This is a genomic window from bacterium (genome assembly GCA_021158245.1).
Lineage (GTDB): Bacteria > Zhuqueibacterota > QNDG01 > QNDG01 > QNDG01 > QNDG01.
Map to the genome: position 1 here is coordinate 1 of JAGGVB010000056.1, position 17,355 is coordinate 17,355.

A 17,355-nucleotide genomic window follows, 5' to 3' on the forward strand; every position below is an offset into this window, starting at 1 on the left:
ACAGCGGGATATACAAAAGATGCGTTTAATTTTTTAAGAGCACTTAAAAGAAAAAAGGAGCTGAAAAAATTTGGTACTCCCAGTATAAGGCCCCGCAAAAATGACTTTTTATCAACGGCTCTGCCTGATACGAATCTAAAACCAGCAGTAATTATAAATGAACATGAAAAAAGCGAGGCAAGAAAAAACGGTTTTTCCGAAGGAAACCGCAATTCGGAAAAAACCTTCATCATGAAATCACCTGTGCCGATTGAGATTAAAAGAAGCAGCATTATTAAAATAGAATTAGATGGTATGGAAGTCTTTTTCTCTGCCTTAAGGGAGATTGAGAAGAGCAGAATTGTAAAAAGAGATAATAAAAATCCTGCTGTCTGGCGCAGGCCGGGGGATTCGTTGAAAAAAATTATTGACAATCCTACGGGAATTACAAGAGAAACACGGGAACTTAGGGCAGCAAGGGCTGATCCAGCTGCGGTGACAGCCTTTGAAAACATTAAAAAGGAAAAGACAAAGATAAACGAAACAAAGGCACCGAAGATGAATGATATAAAAGAGAAAGAATGATTCGGGCTGTGAAACAGGATTAAAAGGCTTAAGAATGATGCTGCAAGGTAATTGCCCGAAAGGAGACAGGTTGTGCTGCCCCGCTGTTCCCGGTTAAATTTTAAAAGTAAAACAATGCTTGTTGAGCAGAGTATTGTAAGCGCAAGAAATATCATTAGTTATTTCTTTTTGTTTTTTTGATTATGAGAAAGAACAAAGCTGCACTCTATTTTAATAATATCTATCTTTAGCTTCTATGAAGAACATATTCCCCGTGCAGTTCAGACTCATATATCCTCCTGATTAATTTTTCGGTATTTTAGTTTAATGTTTACGGTATAGTTTTGTTAAAGTTTCAAAATTTTTTTACAGATAAAGAAATAAAAATTAGCATCAGGCTTTTTGCAGGCCTCTGAGGCCCCTAAGGCCTTGATTCAACGTATGTAGTGAACGGTCGCGGCCGTTCACTACGCAAACATCATCAAAACAGAATAATTCCGCAGGGAATGCATATATGCATTCCCTGTATTATTGAACATGAATATTGATTGGAGATTTTCAGATTCCGGCAAAAGAACTATGTCATATTCCTTTATACCCTACACCGATTTTTTGTTTTATCCCTTATCCTTTATCCTTATTTCTTTACCTCTGTGTCCCTATCAGGAAAAAATGGATTCCATATAAAATAATTCTATTTATTGTTGTTTTTAACAAAAAAAAGAAATATATTTACAAATAAAGTCTGTTTTATCCTGCAGGTGCAAAATGAATTACAATGAATTCCGTACAAAAATGAAATTATATCCTGTTTTTTCTGTAAGGGAAATAAGAAAACTTTTTCCTGGTTTTGACTCCAGAAGGCTGGTGGAATGGCAGGAGAGGGGATATATAGAAAAACTGCGTAACAGTTTTTATTGTTTTAAAGATATAGAAACTGAAGAACAGTTTTTGTCTTATTTGGCAAATGTAATATATCGACCTTCATACGTTTCTTTGGAATCTGCTCTGTCTGTATATGGATTTATCCCTGAACATGTATTTCAGACAATTTCATGTACTACATTAAAAACACAGATTTTTAACACAAAAAGAGGCAGGTTTGTGTATCATCATCTAAAACCAAAATTTCATTTCGGCTATAAATTTATGCCATGGAAGAATTTTAATTACCTGATTGCCGAACCTGAAAAAGCTTTGATTGATTACTTGTACCTGCATCCGGAGATAAAAAATGTTTCTGATATTGATTCATTGAGGTGGAATGTTTTTAAAATTAATGATACAATATCATTAAGCAAATTAGACATATATTGTGCCCTGATATCATCTGCGGCCCTTGAAAAACGTATTATTCTGCTTAAGGAGTTTCTTAATGTTGAGTCTTGAGGAAATCAGGTCATATTATCCTGAATCAATGAAACATCATTCCCGGTTTATACTGAGGGAGTATCTTCAGTATAAAATTCTGGAAATTATTTTTAATAGTAAACATGCAGACGCTCTCTGTTTTATGGGCGGTACGTGTCTCAGAATAGTGCACGGAAACAGGAGATTTTCCGAAGATCTGGATTTTGATAATATAAGTCTGGATAAAGAAGGATTTAAGGAAATTTCCGGAATCATATTAAAACATCTTGAGCGTGAAGGATATCAAGTTGAAATAAAAACAACTATGCCCGGAGCATGGCACTGTTATATACGTTTTCCTAAACTGCTGTTTGGAGAAGGGCTTTCAGGGTATGAAGAAGAAAAAATTATGATTCAAATCGATACAGAACCGCAGAATTTTATTTACGAACCCTACAGGGTTATTCTTAACAGATTTGAAGTGTTTACAGCAATTTTAACTACACCTATGCAGCTGCTTCTTGCTCAAAAGTTTTATGCAATCATCAATCGTTCAAGAAATAAAGGCAGAGATTTTTATGATGTTGTATTTTTAATGGGTAAGGGAGTTTTGCCTGAATTTTCATATCTAAAAGAAAAAGCTGGAATCTCAAACGCTGCGGAACTAAAAGAAAGATTGATTGGTATCTGCAAAAAAACAGATATGTCTGCTATGGCAGCAGATGTAGAATCATTTTTATTTGATCCTTCAGAGAGAAGTAAAGTACTTATGTTTGCAGATTATTTAAAGCAGAGTTTATTGTAAAAATACTTTCATAGTTTTTTCTTAAAGAGAATAGGGGCGGGAATAACACCTCCAGAATACCGTCAAGTGTGGAAGTTTTCAGATGCCGGAAAGATATTTCCGGCGTATTCCTTTATACCCTATACATTTTCATTTTTTTCTTAGACATTCGGAATGTCAACCTTTTTCAGGACGGGACAAAATATTTTATCCTTTATCCCTTATCCTTTATCCTTATTTCTTTCCTGACTTAGAGCGGAATAGAAACGCCTTCTATTTTCAGAAGTTGACGCTTCATTGTGGTACCTCCGCCGAATCCTCCAATTTTGCCGGAAGAAGTTATAATTCTGTGGCAGGGCACGACAATGGGCAGAGGATTTGCGTTGCATGCATTGCCCACTGCCCTTGAAGCATTTTTGTTTTGTATCTTAACAGCAAGTTCTTTGTAAGAAGCAGTCCTGCCGTAAGGAACGGCTTTTATAGCATCCCATACTTTTTTTTGGAATATGGTTCCTCTAACAAATAAGGGAAGATTAAAAGTTATCCTGGTACCTGAAAAATATTCCTCAAACTGTGAAAAGATATTTTTAAAAGGAACAGGGTCTTTTTTTAAAGTTGATTCCGGAAATTCTGCATTTAAAATTAAAAGAGATTTCTCAGGGCTTTTCCGGGGCAGAATTATCCTTGTAATATAATCATTTTCACAGACAGTTAGTATTTTGCCTGCTGAAGAATAAAAAAAATCAAAATAAATTGTCATTAAAGCTGTTTCTTTTCAAATAATGCAACTACTTCAACATGCTTTGTATGCGGGAACATGTCAACAGGCTGAACAGTAGTCAGATTGTAATGTTTGGCACAGAGGATTTCTATGTCTCTCGCAAGAATTGCAGGATTGCATGAAACATAAACTATTTTTTCAGGATAAAGATTTAAAAGTCCCTTTATGCTTTTAGGGTGAGTCCCGGCTCTCGGAGGATCCATAATAACCACATCAGCCATGCCGTAGTGATCCACAAATTTGTGGATCTGCCCCATGGCATCTCTCATATCCGCAAGAACAAAATGCACATTTGACAATTTGTTAAGTTCAACATTTATTGCGCCGTTATCAACAGCATCTTTTACAATTTCTATTCCAAGCACTAATTTTGCATTATCAGCAATGCTGATTCCGATTGCACCTGTACCGCAGTAGAGGTCGTATACAATCTCATTGCCTGTAAGCCCTGAAAGCTCTTTAATGATCTTAAAAAGTATTTCGGCCTGAAATGTATTTGTCTGGAAAAAAGAATTCGGAGAAATTTCAAATATTTTTCTGTTGATTTCTTCAGTAATTTTACCGTTTCCGGAAAAAATAGTTTTTGTTTTTCCCAAAGCAATATCTGCAACATTATCATTTATGCTGTGGATAAAAGTTGTTATCTCCGGATGCATTTTCAGAACAGCTTCTGCTGTTTTTCTGACTTCATTCTCCCTGTTTTTTATATCCTCGCTGCTTGTAATCAGATTGATCATAAGCTGCTCTGTGTTCATACCCTGACGAATAGCAAGAGTTCTCCAGAATCCGGCGTGGGTAATTACATCGTATGCAGGGAATTTTGACAGGAGAACCTCCTGTTTCAAAGACATGAACACTTTGTTTGCCGTTTCACTCATAATAGGGCAGCCTTCCAGGTCAATTACCCTGTCAAACCGTCTTGGTGCATGCAGCCCGAGAGCAATGCTGTCCTGATTGGAGTACTCTTTATCCGGCAGTTTCCATGGCCTTGCGGAAAAGGAAAATTCCATTTTATTCCTGTATCCGTATATTTTTTTTGCAGGGATGCAGGATTTTACATCAGCTTCCTTGAATTTTCCTATGCGTTCGATTAACTCCTGAATCTGCCGTGTTTTTTCCTCTATCTGTTTATCGTAATCAAGGTTCTGAAACTGACAGCCGCCGCATATACCGAACATAGGGCATTCGGGCTCTACCTGAAAAGGCGAATCCGAGAGTACATTTACTACATAAGATTTGCCGTAATTTTTTTTGATGGATTTGATTTTTGCTTCAACTGTCTGCCCGGGGATTCCATGTTCCACAAACCACACAAAATCATTATCTCTCGCAACACCTTGTCCGCCGAAAGCGAGTTCTTCTATGAAAAGTTTTAAGGTTTCACCCTTTTTGTAAGATTGTTTCATTTGAGCCTTTCTTTTTTATAAGCTTTAATCTAACGAGGAGGGTGTTTAAAATCAAGAACAAAGTTAATATTCATTTTTAGAAAAGATAAGTTTGTATCTTGACAAATATGCTGTAAATTATTATACTGTTTAAATCCGGTTAATGCAGGTATATAGAATTAATCCGTAATTACAATTATAGAGGGAATATAATGGCAGACCAGAAGATGCAGCAGATAAATGTTGAGCTGGGAGAAAAGGAAGCTGAGGGGATATATTCAAATTTTGTTCTAATTACTCACTCTCCTGCTGAATTTATACTTGACTTTTCACGTATGGTTCCGGGTGTCCCTAAAGCAAAAGTTTATTCAAGAATTATAATGACTCCGCAGCATGCCAAAGCTCTTTTAAATACTCTGAAGGATACAGTTGAAAAATTTGAAAATGAATTCGGCGAGATTAAAGAGGCCGGCATGCCTTCATCAAAGCAGTTTGGTTTTCAGCCCAAGGAACCCAACAAGCCCTTGTAGCAGCAAATTTCTGATAATAATGCCGTGAAAAAACCAATGAGGGTAATGTTGAAATATATAATTATTTTTGCGCTGTTTTTATTCGCACTGCAATCCGAATCGCAGGCTCAGGTAATCAGCCAGCACAACTCAATATCTCTTGAATGGGGAAACTGGCAGCCCCACAGCCTTAACGGCGAGCCTAAATTTACGGACTTCGGAGCTTCAGGCGCAACACCTTATGTGGGACTATGTATTATTTTACGCATTTCGGATGAAGTAGGGATAGGGCTAAATGTGGGATTTTGGGCGTTGAAAGACCTTGATAAAAAGGAGTCAGTACCTGCACTTGTTATACATCCTCTTACTATTTCATTTAAACACTGGCTCATACCGGGTAACAGAATATCTGCATTTGTGATTTATAACGCGGGTATTTACTGGGGTATAGAGAATGAGACAGATCCTTTTGGTGACAAACTTAAAAAAGCAAGAGCATGTGTGGGTGTGGGGCTTGGCGCGGGATTTGAAATTGCACTAACAAAAAAATTCGGACTCGGAGCTGTTTTCAGGTACAGGTATGTCAGATTCAGTCAGGCAATAGGCGGTGTTGATGATTTCAGCGGGCCTGCCATAGGAGTTGTTGGATATTACTATTTATAATTATACTATTTTCTTGTTAGAGATATATAAAACTTTCATATAAATATATTGTGTTGATTAGAAGACTGTTTTCTGATTTGTAAGTTGGACCCGGAAGAATCATTTTTGTTTTGGAAAGGTTTTTCAGAAAATAATTTTGTTAAATTATTAAATGACGAAATAATAAAAGGAGAGTTGTCTTGAAAGGCAAAACAGGTTTTTTTGTAGGGCAGGGGCTTAAACAGACAGATAAAACTTTTGAAGTAAGGAATCCATTTGATGACAACCTGGTAGCAGAGGTATCAATGCCCTTAAAAGGAGATGTGGAAGAGGCTCTTGATAAATCCTCCAAAGCATTTGATAAAACAAAAATTATGCCTGCATACAGAAGAAGTGAAATACTTGAGAAAGCTGCTAATGGCATCAAACAGCACAGGCAAGACCTTGCTTTAACAATTTGTCTTGAATCAGGTAAACCCATGAAGTATGCAAAGTCTGAAGTTGACAGAGCTGTTACAACAATTACTCTTTCGGCAGAAGAAGCAGGTAGAATCTCCGGTGAAGCTTTGGAGATGGGCGCTGTTCCACCTGGAGCCGGCAGATTCGGCGTTGTGAAAAGATTTCCAATAGGGCCCGCCCTGGGAATAACACCTTTTAACTTTCCTCTTAATCTGGTTTGCCACAAATTGGGGCCTGCAATAGCTTCTGGTAATACGATTACAGTAAAGCCTTCACGTTCAACCCCTTTAACAGCCATTAAATTAGCAGAGATATTTCATGAAGCAGGAGCAGAACCCGGATCTGTTAATGTGCTTCCCACTGATACAAATAACACAAAGTTTATGATTGATGATCCGAGGACAAAGATTGTAACTTTTACAGGAAGCCCTGATGTCGGCTGGCAGATCAGGAAACGTGCCTATAAAAAAAGAGTTCTTCTTGAACTGGGAGGTAATGCCGGAGTTATTGTGGAGCCCGATTGTGATGTTGATTATGCAGTCAAGCGAATAATAATGGGCGGTTTTGCTTTTTCAGGCCAGGTCTGCATTGCAGTGCAGAGAGTTTATATCCATGAAAAGATTTTTGAACAGGTTACAGAAAGGCTTATCAAAGATGCAGAAGCACTTGTTATAGGCGACCCGCGGGATGAGAATACAGATATAGGGCCGATGATCTATGAAGATACTGCAAAGCGTGTTGAAACCTGGGTTAATGATGCGGAAAAGCGGGGAGCGAAAATTCTGACAGGAGGGTCAAGAGATAAAAAGATTTATGTGCCCACAATTTTGACAAGAGTTCCAAAGGATTCTCCTGTTATGCGTAAAGAGATTTTCGGGCCTGTTATTGCAGTTGAGCCGTACAAGAATTTCAAACAAGCCGTTCAAATGGTTGATGATTCTGTGTACGGACTTCAGGCAGGAGTTTTTACAAAGGACATAAACAGGATCCTCCATGCATTTAACAATATTGAAGCAGGTGGGATAATTGTAAATGATGTGCCTACTTACAGAGTGGACAGTATGCCCTACGGAGGAGTAAAAGAGTCGGGATTCAGCAGAGAAGGTGTTAAATATGCTATTGAAGAGATGACAGAGATGAGGCTTTTAGTTATTCGTGAGGGCAGGTTATAAAACGTTCAGGGTTTTCGTTTCGTAAATATTCCAGAAGAGAGAGAAAAAAGCATGTTTGATTTTGATACACCGGTTGAAAGAAAAATTTCTTCCAGCCTGAAATGGGAAAAGTACAGGGGAGAAGATGTTATACCCATGTGGGTGGCAGATATGGATTTTGTCTCTCCTCCGGCAATTATTAAAGCAATCAAGGATAGAGCGGACCACGGGGTTTTCGGATATACTCTTGCTCCTCAAAGTCTTACAGAAGCAACAATAGGAATGATAGAGAATGAATTTTCCTGGAAAATCAGACCTGAGTGGCTTGTGTGGCTGCCCGGCCTTGTTACAGGGATCAACGTTTCGTGCAGGGCAACGGGCCTTAAAGGGGATTCTGTACTAGTAAATACACCTGCATATCCTCCCTTTCTTTCAGCACCGTCTTTGTCAGGCAGAGAGCTTGTTACTGCGCCGTTAATTCAAGGGCAGAAATGGGAAATTGATTTTGAAGCGCTTGAGAGTTTCGTGCGTAAAGATACATCTCTCTTTATTTTATGCAACCCTCACAACCCGACAGGAAGAGTTTTTACAGAACAGGAACTTTTAAATTATGCGTCATTCTGCGAAAAACATGACTTGATTATATGCTCGGATGAAATTCACAACGGGCTTGTACTTGATGAGGATAAACACCATATTCCGATTGCATCCCTGTCTCCTGAAGCAGCGGCAAGGACCATAACACTAATGGCGCCCAGTAAAACTTACAATATTCCGGGCCTGGGAATTTCTTTTGCAATAATCAGTAATCCTGACCTCAGAGAAAAATTCGTCAAAACCATGGAGGGTATTGTCCCTCATGTAAATATTATGGGATATGCAGCTGCGGAAGCTGCATTTAAAGAGGGGGCATCATGGCATTCGGACCTGCTTTGTTATCTGCGGAAAAACAGGGAGCTTGTAGAATCGTATGTTGAAAACACTACAGGCCTTTTAATCTCACACTCAGAAGCAACATATCTTGCATGGATTGATGCGAGAGGCCTTCCTGTTAAAGATCATGCGGCATTTTTTGAGGAGAATGGAGTGGGGCTTTCTGACGGCAGAGAGTTTGGGGCTCCCGGTTTTGTAAGATTAAATTTCGGATGCCCACGGCCTGTTCTGTTTGAGGGCCTGGCCAGGATTAAGAAGGCTGCTGAAAAAGTAAATTCATAAATGTACTTTATACTGATTGTCAGTATAAATGGGAAAGGGGCACCCATATTGTCCCGGGAACTCATTAACAGGGAGATTGGGAAAATGAAGATCAAAGATTTGATTCTTGACATGATTGTGGTGGGTATTATTGCGTTTATCGTGGTGTTTGTGGTTATGTACCTGTGGAATCTGATATTCCACGGAGCAGGAGTTGTTGCTCTTGGTTATTCTGCAAGAATGGGCCTAATACTTGGGCTGGTCATACCTTTGAGCAGGGCTTTTGGAAAGGGGAAGAAATAATCCTGGATTGTTGACTAACACATTGATTTTTTGAAGGGTTGATTTTTATCAAGACCTCAGAGGTTTTGGAAACCTCTGAGGTCTTTTAAAAATTTTAGAAAATAATTTCTGTCCCTGCGTAAAAAGTCCTGGGACGAATTGGGCCGTAAGTGTACGCAGGATCTCTGTCTGCACCCATGTCAAGATCTCTCTGATAAGCGTTTGTCATATTTTTTATACCAAAATTCAATTTTGTTGAGCGTCTGCTGTTTGATCGCAGATTAAAACTGCAGCCTATATCGACTTGTAAAAAGTCTGTACTTTTTTCCAGAACAAGTTCAGGATCATCCTGGCCGTCCACAGCTTTTTCATGGGGCATGTATGCTTTGCCTGTGTAATTTCCAGCAATAAATATATCTGAATTTTTACCTATTAAAAAATTGAATTTAAGATTTCCTGACAAATCAGGAGTTCGCATATAATCTTTTGTGTTAAAATCTTCATTGACAGAATCGTACCTGCTCTTTTTATATGTGAGGCCCCCTCTTATTTCCATTGTAGACATGGGACTAATTGCAAAATCAAGTTCGACACCTTTAACCTTTGCTCCGTCCGTATTTATTCTTTCCCACAGTTCAGTATTACCCTGTTTTTTCACAAATTTTTGTGAAAATGAATTGTCAAGACGTGTAAAAAAGCCGGAAAAGGAAAGCATTACAGAACAGTTTGTAAAACGTCTGGAGAAGTCGAATCCGGAAATTATTGAATAGCTGTTTTCAGCTTTTAATTGAGGAGAATTTCTAATTATGCGCTGGTCTCCCTCAATGCCGCATAAATGCAGATCTTCATCGAATATTTGCGGGGGTTTAAAACCAGTTGTGTAAGCAGCACGGAATTTCAGATCTTTTGTTACCTTGATTCTGCCGTTTACGCGAGGGCTTGTTACATATTTAGTCAATTGTGAATGTTTATCGAATCTAACACCGTAAACTATCTCAAATTCATCATGCTTTCCAAAATTCATATCATCCTGCAAAAATATTCCTGTGTTCGTATAGATTGCATTTACATGATATGCTGTCTGTGCTGATGTTTTGTCAGTAAGTTTGTTATGAAAGTACTGGCTGCCAAAGGTAATGAGGTGATTGCTTATGTGGTAGTTTGCCTGAAATCCTGTAATGTGCAACGGATTATCGGCTTTACCGTAAAAAGCAAGCGCTGCAAGGCGTTCTTCAGGAGCATCTCCGTCAAGGCCGCCGTAGTAAGATTTTCTGTTTTCAAGAGAGAATGAATAGTATGCCCTGTAATCAAATAGAGGGCCTATTCTATGTGCCCATCTTATTGTGCCTCCTGAACGCCAGTGTTCAATCCATTCTGCAATGTCGGCTTCGTGAACAGGAAGATCGAATTTATTGCCGCCTCTTCTTTCTTCGTGTATGTGGTGAAAAGATGTAATAAGTTCAGAATTGTTAAGAGGCTTGTAGAACCATTTAAAACCAATGGATTCATTTGTTAATTCACCTAACTCACTGAATCCGTCTCCATTAAAATCATAAGGCGTACGTTGTCTGAAAGAACCGAATATGTACACTCCTGATTTCCCTGATCTGCAAGCTTTTTCTGCTATTACTCCGATGTGTGTGTCAGGTTTGCCGCCTGTATTATGCTGAAGATATTTAATTCTGATTTGATTGGTCATAGGCCTGCGTGTTATCATATTGATAACGCCCGCAATTGCACCTCCTCCGTACAAAGCGGAACCTCCGCCTTTGACAATCTCAATTTGGTCCACCATCTCTTCGGGAAAGTGCTCCAGCCCGTACACACCTGCAAGACTGCTTATAACAGGATCGCCATCAATTAGAATCTGAGAATATTTACCCGGCATTCCTAGTATTCGTACCTGGGTAAAATTGCAATTTGTACAATTATTTTCAACACGCACCCCTGTTTGAAAACTTAGAGCTTCCGCAAGGTTGTTCGCCTGTTTACGCTCAATTACCCTGCGCGGTATAACCTCGGTGCGCACTGGCACATCCTCTAAAATATGGGGAGTTGATGTGCCTGTAACAACAATAGCACCCATTTCAAGAACAGCCGGATCCAGCATAAAATTAATCACAGTTCTTTGTCCAGGCTTTAAAGACAGCATTTTTTTTGCCCTTTTATATCCCATCATGGTAGCAACTAACCTGACTTTTCCAGGCATAATTCCGCGTATTTTAAAATAGCCGTTTTCATCAGCAGCAGCACCCATAGTTGTATTTTTAATAATGATATTGGCAAACGGCAGGGGCTGTTTTGTCTTTGAGTCTATTACCTGGCCGGTTACAGAAGATTTTAGAATGTTTGTGTTTCCGTATACTCCAGACAAATTAATTGACAAAAGAATAGTAAAAATATAAAGATTTTTCAATTTCATAATAAAACCTCTATTATCAGTTAGAAATCGTGCATATTCAGTACAACTTATTAAATTCAACTGAAATGCAAATTATAACAAGTAGTACATGCATAAATAATTACGGATAATTTTAAAAATTATGAACAGTAAAAAAAGTGAGGCGGCCCGCGTTGGGTGATATTGTGCTTAAAAAGCAGTTTGTTCGGATATGTTTGTAGAAAAATGTGAATTATTTTATTTTGCCGGAAAAATAAAAATATTATTAAAAATAGAATAAGCAGGCTTGCAAGTGTCCTGTGCAGAAAATGCAGTACAAAGAATTCGTTTTTATTGTGATGATGATTCGGCAGATCTCTGGAAGAGCTGTTTTTTGAATAGGGATGCGAATGTAAAACTATGCGGCCGTTGTTATCTATGTGAAAATGTGTATTAAAGTAATAATTATAATTGCTCCATAGGAGCGAAACTACAATTATTATGGCAAGTATTTTAAATATTGCAAGTTTGTTTTTCATCCATCTTTCCAAATATCCAAATATAGTTAGCCATATATAACAAAGTTAGGCATGACTAAATTTAAAAATATTTTTTATATATGCAAGTGTTTTTTTGCTTCCGAACCAATCCACTAATTACACGAATAAATAATAATTATTAATTGATAATAAGTTTTCCATTTTCTTTTGTCATTTTCTTTTGTCATTCCGGCTGAAGCTATGTTGCAGACCTCAGAGGCCTCTGAGGTCTTGATTAAACGCCGGCAGCCTCTCCATTTAGATTCTGCCGGAAAAATTTGTATAAAAAAGATCGTTTCCAATTTAATTGCCACGTGCTTCAGCTCGTGGATAGTTGTATTTCTGAACAAATGGGGCTTCAGCCCAATATAATATTTTAAAAAACCGTACCTTTCTAAAAGGGGAAAAAATATTTCGTCCCTAACGGGACTGTGGTTTTTTTTATCATTTTGCTATAAATATGTTGTCCCTACGGGACAAAGGAAATTTTAAAGAATGGACAAAGCGGTTAGAAGAAGCCCAAGCCCCGTAGGGGCGTGATATTTGTAGAACGTGGATATTAAAATTAATATAGTCCCGTAGGGACGGAATATATTTTCAAGTTTCGCTTGTACAAAAAATTTTTGTATTAATTTATAATGTTCCGTCAATTTATTTTCAGAAAAACTGTCAGGCAAACAAATGAAGGTTTTTAATTGACTATCTATGGTATTTTTGATATATTGACTAAATTAGATGAATTATTTTTAACAGGGTACAATTTTTGGTAAAAGTTTTTTTAGGGCTTGGGTCAAATCAGGGAAACAGAGAATTAAACCTCGTTAAATCGATAGATTTTTTGCGGGAAATGGAAGGTATTGAGGTTCTAAATATTTCTTCTGTCTACATAACGGAACCCTGGGGAGTGAAAGATCAGCCGGATTTTTTGAATCTTGTACTACAGATAAGTACGAAATTATCTGCAAAAGAGCTTTTAAAAGGGTGCATGAATATCGAAAAATCGGTTGGAAGAGAAAAAACGTATAAGTGGGGCCCGCGAATAATAGATATTGATATTTTAATGTACGGGGATGAGATTATTTCAGAGCAGGATTTAATCCTGCCCCATGCGTTCCTGACAGAGCGGCGTTTTGAGTTGGTGCCGCTTGCAGAGATCTGCCCGAACTGCGTTATTCCGGGCAAAAATGTAACTGTTAAAGATGCTCTTTTATCGTGCATGGATAAAAGTAGTGTGAAATTACACAGTACTCAACTGTAAACCCCGGAGGATTTAATTGAAAGAGGCAAATTATTTTGCCATTGAGGGTGTTATAGGCGCAGGGAAAACATGCCTTGCAGAGCTGTTGTCAGAGAGGCTTGAAGGTGATCTGATACTGGAAAATCCTGAAACCAATCCATATCTTGAGGATTTTTATAAAAACAGGAAAAGATATGCTTTTCAGGTTCAGCTGTTTTTTCTTTTAAGCCGCTACCGCCAGCTTGTAGAATTCCAGCAGCAGGACCTTTTCCGTTCGTGCATTGTGGCTGATTACATTTTCCAGAAAGATAAAATATTTGCATACGTAAATCTCGAAGACAGAGATTATCAATTATATAAGAAGATTGCCCTTATGCTTGAACAGGAACTGCCGAAACCGGATCTTGTTATATATCTTCAGAGTAGTACGGAAAGACTGATAGCAAATATAAAGAAAAGAGGCAACCGTTACGAAAAAACAATATCAAAAGACTACATTAAAAAGCTGAATGATGCGTACAATGAATTCTTTTTCAGATATACTGATACTTCACTTCTTGTTATTAATTCATCGGAAATTGATTTTGTAGAAAATGAAGATGACCTTGAAGATCTTATTACTCAGATATTAAATCCGCCGGCAGGGATGAAATATTATATACCAAAAAAAGGTTAAAAAATTATGTTTCGTTTTATTTTTACAGCATTAATTGTATATTTCGGATACCGTTATTTAAAAAATGTGTGGAAAAGAACATCTCAGCCTGCCAATGTACGGGGAAAGAAAAAAAGCAGGCCTATGGATTTTGACGATCAGAAGATTGTTGATGCCAAGTTTGAGGATATTGACGAAGAAGAGAAAGATTCCTGATGAATACTTATATCCGCATCCTGAAATATTTAAAACCCTACTGGTCCAGGCTTGCCGGTTCAATTATTTGTGTTCTTTTCTTTGTAATGTTTTCAAGCGGCTCACTTATTTCAGTTATGCCGTTTTTATCAACTATATTTACAAATGGGGCGGAACAGGCATCTGTACAATCGCCAGTTGCCAATATAAGCTCAGTACCGGAGTCAGTTGTTCCGAATGCAGGGATAAAAAAAGAAGCCATAAAAAAGAAGTTATATACCTTTTTTCTCGGCAAAGACTGGAAACAAAACAGATTAAATGCGCTTCACAGAATTTGTGTTCTGCTGGTTTTTGTTATTTTGCTGAAAAGCCTTTTCGGTTATCTTCAGGCTTATCTGATGGCGTATGTTGAGCAGGGTGTAATAAGAGACATACGTAATGATATTTATCGCCATATCCACAGATTATCATTGAGCTATTTTGACAGAACACGTACAGGCCAGATGATTTCCCGTATAACAAATGATGTTAATCTTGTAAACGGAGGGCTTTCTGCAAGTTTTTTCACATTAATTAAAAATCCCCTTTTAATAATTACTTCCCTATCAATAGCATTTATCATCTCATGGAAATTGACAATTGCGTCTTTTGTTGTTCTGCCTGTGAGCCTGATTATTATAGGCTGGCTCGGACTAAAATTGAGAAAAGACAGCCGTATTTCACAGCAGAAAATGGCTGATGTTACATCAGTTCTTCAGGAGACAATAGCAGGAGCAAGAATTGTTAAGGCTTTTGGTATGGAGGATTTTGAGATAAAGAAATTTGCAAAAGAGACAAACCGGTATTTCAGAACGCTTCTGCGCCTTACACGAATAAGGAATCTGGCTTCTCCCATCACTGAATTTCTCGGCACTATGGTAGGAGTAGGAATTCTCTGGTACGGCGGCCAGCAGGTACTTGGAGGTGTTCATGGAAGTTCCGGCCTCAGCCCTGCTGAGTTTATAACTTTTCTCATGGTAATTTTTTCCATAATGCAGCCTGTAAAAGAGATGTCAAGCGTAAATAACAGAATCCAGGAGGCGCTTGCAGCAGGAGAGAGGATTTTTTCCCTTTTGGATACTGAGCCGGATATAAAAGAAGTTGATAATCCTGTTTCATGTCCGGATTTCAAAGATTCTATTATATATGACAATGTGAGATTTGCATATAACAGGAAGAGGGATCTAATACTTGACTCTGTGTCTTTAACTGTGAAGAAGGGAGAAATTTTTGCCATTGTGGGGCCGAGCGGAGCAGGAAAATCCACTCTTGTTGATCTGCTGCCGAGATTTTATGACCCGCAAAAAGGGAGAATCCTGATTGATGGTACTGATATCTCCTATATGAAAGTGAGAGATTTAAGACAGCTTATGGGAATTGTCACACAGGAAACGATTTTGTTTAATGATACTGTCCGGAACAATATTGCTTATGGAATGGAAGATACGGACATGTCCAAAGTTGTCGAAGCTGCAAAAATTGCAAATGCCCACAGATTCATAGAGAAGATGGAAAACGGCTATGATACTGTAATCGGTGAAAGGGGAGTCAAGCTTTCCGGAGGGGAGAAGCAGAGGCTTGCAATAGCAAGGGCGGTTCTGAAAAATCCGCCGATACTGATACTTGACGAAGCTACATCTTCTCTTGATACTGAATCCGAACTACTTGTTCAGGAAGCTCTTGACAGGCTTATGAAGAACAGGACATCCCTTGTTATTGCGCACAGGCTGTCAACAGTGCAGCATGCAGATACAATAATCGTTCTGGACAAGGGGAAGATAGTGGAAAAGGGAAGCCATAAAACACTTCTGCATAAAGAGGGGCTGTACAAACGTCTGTACAATATGCAGTTCAGAGACAATGCCAAAGTGAATAAAGTTTAGAGGGATTGCTAATGTCAAAAATAGTAATTCAGACAGATAAAGCACCTGCTGCAATCGGGCCTTACAGCCAGGCAGTTAAGATAAAATCCTCAGGCTTTCTTTTTACTGCAGGCCAAATACCGATTGACCCTGAAACAGGCAAAATTTCAGGCTATACAATCAAAGAACAGACTCGTCAGGCTCTTCTGAATCTTAAGAATGTGGTTGAAGCCGGAGGCTCGTGCCTTGAGAATGTTATAAAAACCACAGTCTTTTTAAAAGACATGAAGGATTTTTCTGAGATGAACGAGGTTTACCGGGAATATTTTAAAGAGTATCCCCCTGCACGTTCTGCAATTGAGGCTTCAAGACTGCCGAAAGATGTTCTTGTTGAAGTTGAATGTGTGGCTGCTGTAAATGAGTAAATCATGATAAGAAGAATTGTAATTGTTTTTTTAGTTTCATTATTTTTCAGTACATATGCATTTTCTCAAAAGGCTGATACAAGCAGGTCTGTAAATCTGTATGTTAAACCGCACAGTACGGTAAAATCGGTTTTGCTTTCCGCTGTTATACCGGGAGCAGGGCAGATTTATAACGGGCAGAAAATAAAAAGTATTATTGCTGTAGGAGGAATTGCAGCATTGAGTTATGCTGCAAATATTCAGAACAAAAGAGCCCTTGATTCGGAATCAGATATTGAGAGAGAATATTATAAAGGTGACAGAGACAGATTTATTATTTATGCTGTACTGTTCTATTTTCTGAATATCATAGATGCCTATGTTGACGCAGAGCTGAGAGATTTTGATACAGGCCCTGATTTATCTATGATCTCCGGAAGAAATCAATTTGTAGGAGTGCAATTTAACTGGTCATTTTAAGCTTATGAGGTTGGCGATGGATAGAAAAGAGGCATTGGAGCTTGTCAAAAAATATGTTTCAAATAAAAACCTTATCAAACACATGCTTGCAGTTGAAGCAGTTATGAAATTTCTTGCACAGAAATTTAAAGAGGACGAAGACATGTGGGCATTGGCAGGCCTTCTGCACGATTTGGATTATGATCAAACTGCTAATGATTTTAAAAATCACGGGAAAATTACAGCAGAGATACTTAAGGATACTGATGTTCCCGAGGAGGTAATTTATGCAATAAAAAGCCATCCCGGGCATTTCCCTAGAAAGAGCTTGATGGATAAGGCTCTGTACGCAGCTGATCCGATTACAGGCCTTATTGTTGCAGCTACACTTATGCATCCGACAAAAAAAATAGAGAATGTAGATGCGGACTTTATTAAAAGGCGGTTTAAAGAGAAGAGGTTCGCTGCCGGAGCGGACAGAGATCAGATCAGAAGCTGTGAAGAG

At 38.3% G+C, this 17,355-nt stretch carries 18 protein-coding genes; 15 read left to right on the top strand and 3 right to left on the bottom strand.

Annotation, left to right across the window (positions count from 1 at the left end; translation table 11 throughout):
• From J7K93_02970 to J7K93_02980, 3 genes are all read left to right on the top strand, one after another.
• Positions 1-564 (top strand): hypothetical protein (locus J7K93_02970; GenBank protein MCD6115953.1); only part of this gene is annotated, 564 nt, incomplete at its 5' end.
• 747 nt (positions 565-1,311) lie between these two features.
• Entirely contained in the window at positions 1,312-1,932 is a 621-nt protein-coding gene (locus J7K93_02975; protein ID MCD6115954.1) for a hypothetical protein, read from the top strand.
• On the top strand, positions 1,919-2,698 hold the full coding sequence (locus J7K93_02980) for a nucleotidyl transferase AbiEii/AbiGii toxin family protein (GenBank protein ID MCD6115955.1): 780 nt from the start codon (positions 1,919-1,921) through the stop codon (positions 2,696-2,698). Before J7K93_02975 ends, J7K93_02980 begins: the two co-directional genes overlap by 14 nt.
• 229 nt (positions 2,699-2,927) lie before the next feature.
• Here J7K93_02980 and J7K93_02985 read toward each other — a convergent pair whose 3' ends face one another.
• Together J7K93_02985 and rlmD are read right to left on the bottom strand one after the other, a co-directional pair.
• Positions 2,928-3,437 carry a methylated-DNA--[protein]-cysteine S-methyltransferase gene (locus J7K93_02985; protein ID MCD6115956.1) on the bottom strand — a complete coding sequence of 170 codons (510 nt, stop codon included), beginning with the start codon at positions 3,435-3,437 and terminating at the stop codon, positions 2,928-2,930.
• Entirely contained in the window at positions 3,437-4,864 is a 1,428-nt protein-coding gene (gene rlmD, locus J7K93_02990) for a 23S rRNA (uracil(1939)-C(5))-methyltransferase RlmD (protein ID MCD6115957.1), read from the bottom strand. Before rlmD ends, J7K93_02985 begins: the two co-directional genes overlap by 1 nt.
• Before the next feature lie 191 nt (positions 4,865-5,055).
• On the opposite strand from rlmD, the gene J7K93_02995 reads away from it, so the two are divergent.
• From J7K93_02995 to J7K93_03015, 5 genes are all read left to right on the top strand, one after another.
• Entirely contained in the window at positions 5,056-5,373 is a 318-nt protein-coding gene (locus tag J7K93_02995; protein ID MCD6115958.1) for a DUF3467 domain-containing protein, read from the top strand.
• Between the two features lie 45 nt (positions 5,374-5,418).
• Positions 5,419-6,015: a hypothetical protein gene (locus J7K93_03000; protein MCD6115959.1), complete on the top strand. Its 597-nt coding sequence runs from the start codon at positions 5,419-5,421 to the stop codon at positions 6,013-6,015.
• A gap of 179 nt (positions 6,016-6,194) precedes the next feature.
• Positions 6,195-7,625 (top strand): aldehyde dehydrogenase family protein, encoded by a 1,431-nt coding sequence (locus tag J7K93_03005; GenBank protein MCD6115960.1) that lies wholly within the window; start codon positions 6,195-6,197, stop codon positions 7,623-7,625.
• A 51-nt stretch (positions 7,626-7,676) separates the two neighbouring features.
• Positions 7,677-8,819 carry a PatB family C-S lyase gene (locus J7K93_03010; protein MCD6115961.1) on the top strand — a complete coding sequence of 381 codons (1,143 nt, stop codon included), beginning with the start codon at positions 7,677-7,679 and terminating at the stop codon, positions 8,817-8,819.
• An 84-nt stretch (positions 8,820-8,903) separates the two neighbouring features.
• Positions 8,904-9,101, top strand: coding sequence for a hypothetical protein (locus J7K93_03015; GenBank protein ID MCD6115962.1), 198 nt, complete (start codon positions 8,904-8,906; stop codon positions 9,099-9,101).
• 94 nt (positions 9,102-9,195) lie between these two features.
• Here the strand turns inward: J7K93_03015 and J7K93_03020 are convergent, their stop codons facing one another.
• Positions 9,196-11,502: a TonB-dependent receptor gene (locus tag J7K93_03020; protein ID MCD6115963.1), complete on the bottom strand. Its 2,307-nt coding sequence runs from the start codon at positions 11,500-11,502 to the stop codon at positions 9,196-9,198.
• A 1,260-nt stretch (positions 11,503-12,762) separates the two neighbouring features.
• Here J7K93_03020 and folK point away from each other — a divergent pair.
• The 7 genes from folK to J7K93_03055 all read left to right on the top strand — a co-directional run.
• Entirely contained in the window at positions 12,763-13,257 is a 495-nt protein-coding gene (folK, locus tag J7K93_03025; GenBank protein ID MCD6115964.1) for a 2-amino-4-hydroxy-6-hydroxymethyldihydropteridine diphosphokinase, read from the top strand.
• Positions 13,258-13,273: 16 nt separating this feature from the next.
• Positions 13,274-13,912 (top strand): deoxynucleoside kinase, encoded by a 639-nt coding sequence (locus J7K93_03030; GenBank protein MCD6115965.1) that lies wholly within the window; start codon positions 13,274-13,276, stop codon positions 13,910-13,912.
• Positions 13,913-13,918: 6 nt separating this feature from the next.
• Positions 13,919-14,107 (top strand): hypothetical protein, encoded by a 189-nt coding sequence (locus J7K93_03035; GenBank protein ID MCD6115966.1) that lies wholly within the window; start codon positions 13,919-13,921, stop codon positions 14,105-14,107.
• Complete coding sequence (locus J7K93_03040; protein MCD6115967.1) at positions 14,107-16,008, top strand: ABC transporter ATP-binding protein; 1,902 nt, start codon at positions 14,107-14,109, stop codon at positions 16,006-16,008. Before J7K93_03035 ends, J7K93_03040 begins: the two co-directional genes overlap by 1 nt.
• Positions 16,009-16,019: 11 nt before the next feature.
• Positions 16,020-16,412 carry a RidA family protein gene (locus J7K93_03045; protein ID MCD6115968.1) on the top strand — a complete coding sequence of 131 codons (393 nt, stop codon included), beginning with the start codon at positions 16,020-16,022 and terminating at the stop codon, positions 16,410-16,412.
• A 3-nt stretch (positions 16,413-16,415) separates the two neighbouring features.
• Positions 16,416-16,871, top strand: coding sequence for a hypothetical protein (locus tag J7K93_03050; protein ID MCD6115969.1), 456 nt, complete (start codon positions 16,416-16,418; stop codon positions 16,869-16,871).
• Between the two features lie 16 nt (positions 16,872-16,887).
• Positions 16,888-17,355, top strand: a 468-nt coding sequence (locus J7K93_03055) for an HDIG domain-containing protein (GenBank protein MCD6115970.1), incomplete at its 3' end; no start/stop codon positions are given.

What these genes read in the sequence shown, in the direction of transcription:
- J7K93_02975 (MCD6115954.1), top strand. Translation starts at nt 1,312, where the DNA reads ATGAATTACAATGAATTCCGTACAAAAATGAAATTATATCCTGTTTTT.
- J7K93_02980 (MCD6115955.1), top strand. Translation starts at nt 1,919, where the DNA reads ATGTTGAGTCTTGAGGAAATCAGGTCATATTATCCTGAATCAATGAAA.
- J7K93_02985 (MCD6115956.1), bottom strand. Translation starts at nt 3,437, where the DNA reads ATGACAATTTATTTTGATTTTTTTTATTCTTCAGCAGGCAAAATACTA.
- rlmD (MCD6115957.1), bottom strand. Translation starts at nt 4,864, where the DNA reads ATGAAACAATCTTACAAAAAGGGTGAAACCTTAAAACTTTTCATAGAA.
- J7K93_02995 (MCD6115958.1), top strand. Translation starts at nt 5,056, where the DNA reads ATGGCAGACCAGAAGATGCAGCAGATAAATGTTGAGCTGGGAGAAAAG.
- J7K93_03000 (MCD6115959.1), top strand. Translation starts at nt 5,419, where the DNA reads ATGTTGAAATATATAATTATTTTTGCGCTGTTTTTATTCGCACTGCAA.
- J7K93_03010 (MCD6115961.1), top strand. Translation starts at nt 7,677, where the DNA reads ATGTTTGATTTTGATACACCGGTTGAAAGAAAAATTTCTTCCAGCCTG.
- J7K93_03015 (MCD6115962.1), top strand. Translation starts at nt 8,904, where the DNA reads ATGAAGATCAAAGATTTGATTCTTGACATGATTGTGGTGGGTATTATT.
- J7K93_03020 (MCD6115963.1), bottom strand. Translation starts at nt 11,502, where the DNA reads ATGAAATTGAAAAATCTTTATATTTTTACTATTCTTTTGTCAATTAAT.
- J7K93_03035 (MCD6115966.1), top strand. Translation starts at nt 13,919, where the DNA reads ATGTTTCGTTTTATTTTTACAGCATTAATTGTATATTTCGGATACCGT.
- J7K93_03040 (MCD6115967.1), top strand. Translation starts at nt 14,107, where the DNA reads ATGAATACTTATATCCGCATCCTGAAATATTTAAAACCCTACTGGTCC.
- J7K93_03045 (MCD6115968.1), top strand. Translation starts at nt 16,020, where the DNA reads ATGTCAAAAATAGTAATTCAGACAGATAAAGCACCTGCTGCAATCGGG.
- J7K93_03050 (MCD6115969.1), top strand. Translation starts at nt 16,416, where the DNA reads ATGATAAGAAGAATTGTAATTGTTTTTTTAGTTTCATTATTTTTCAGT.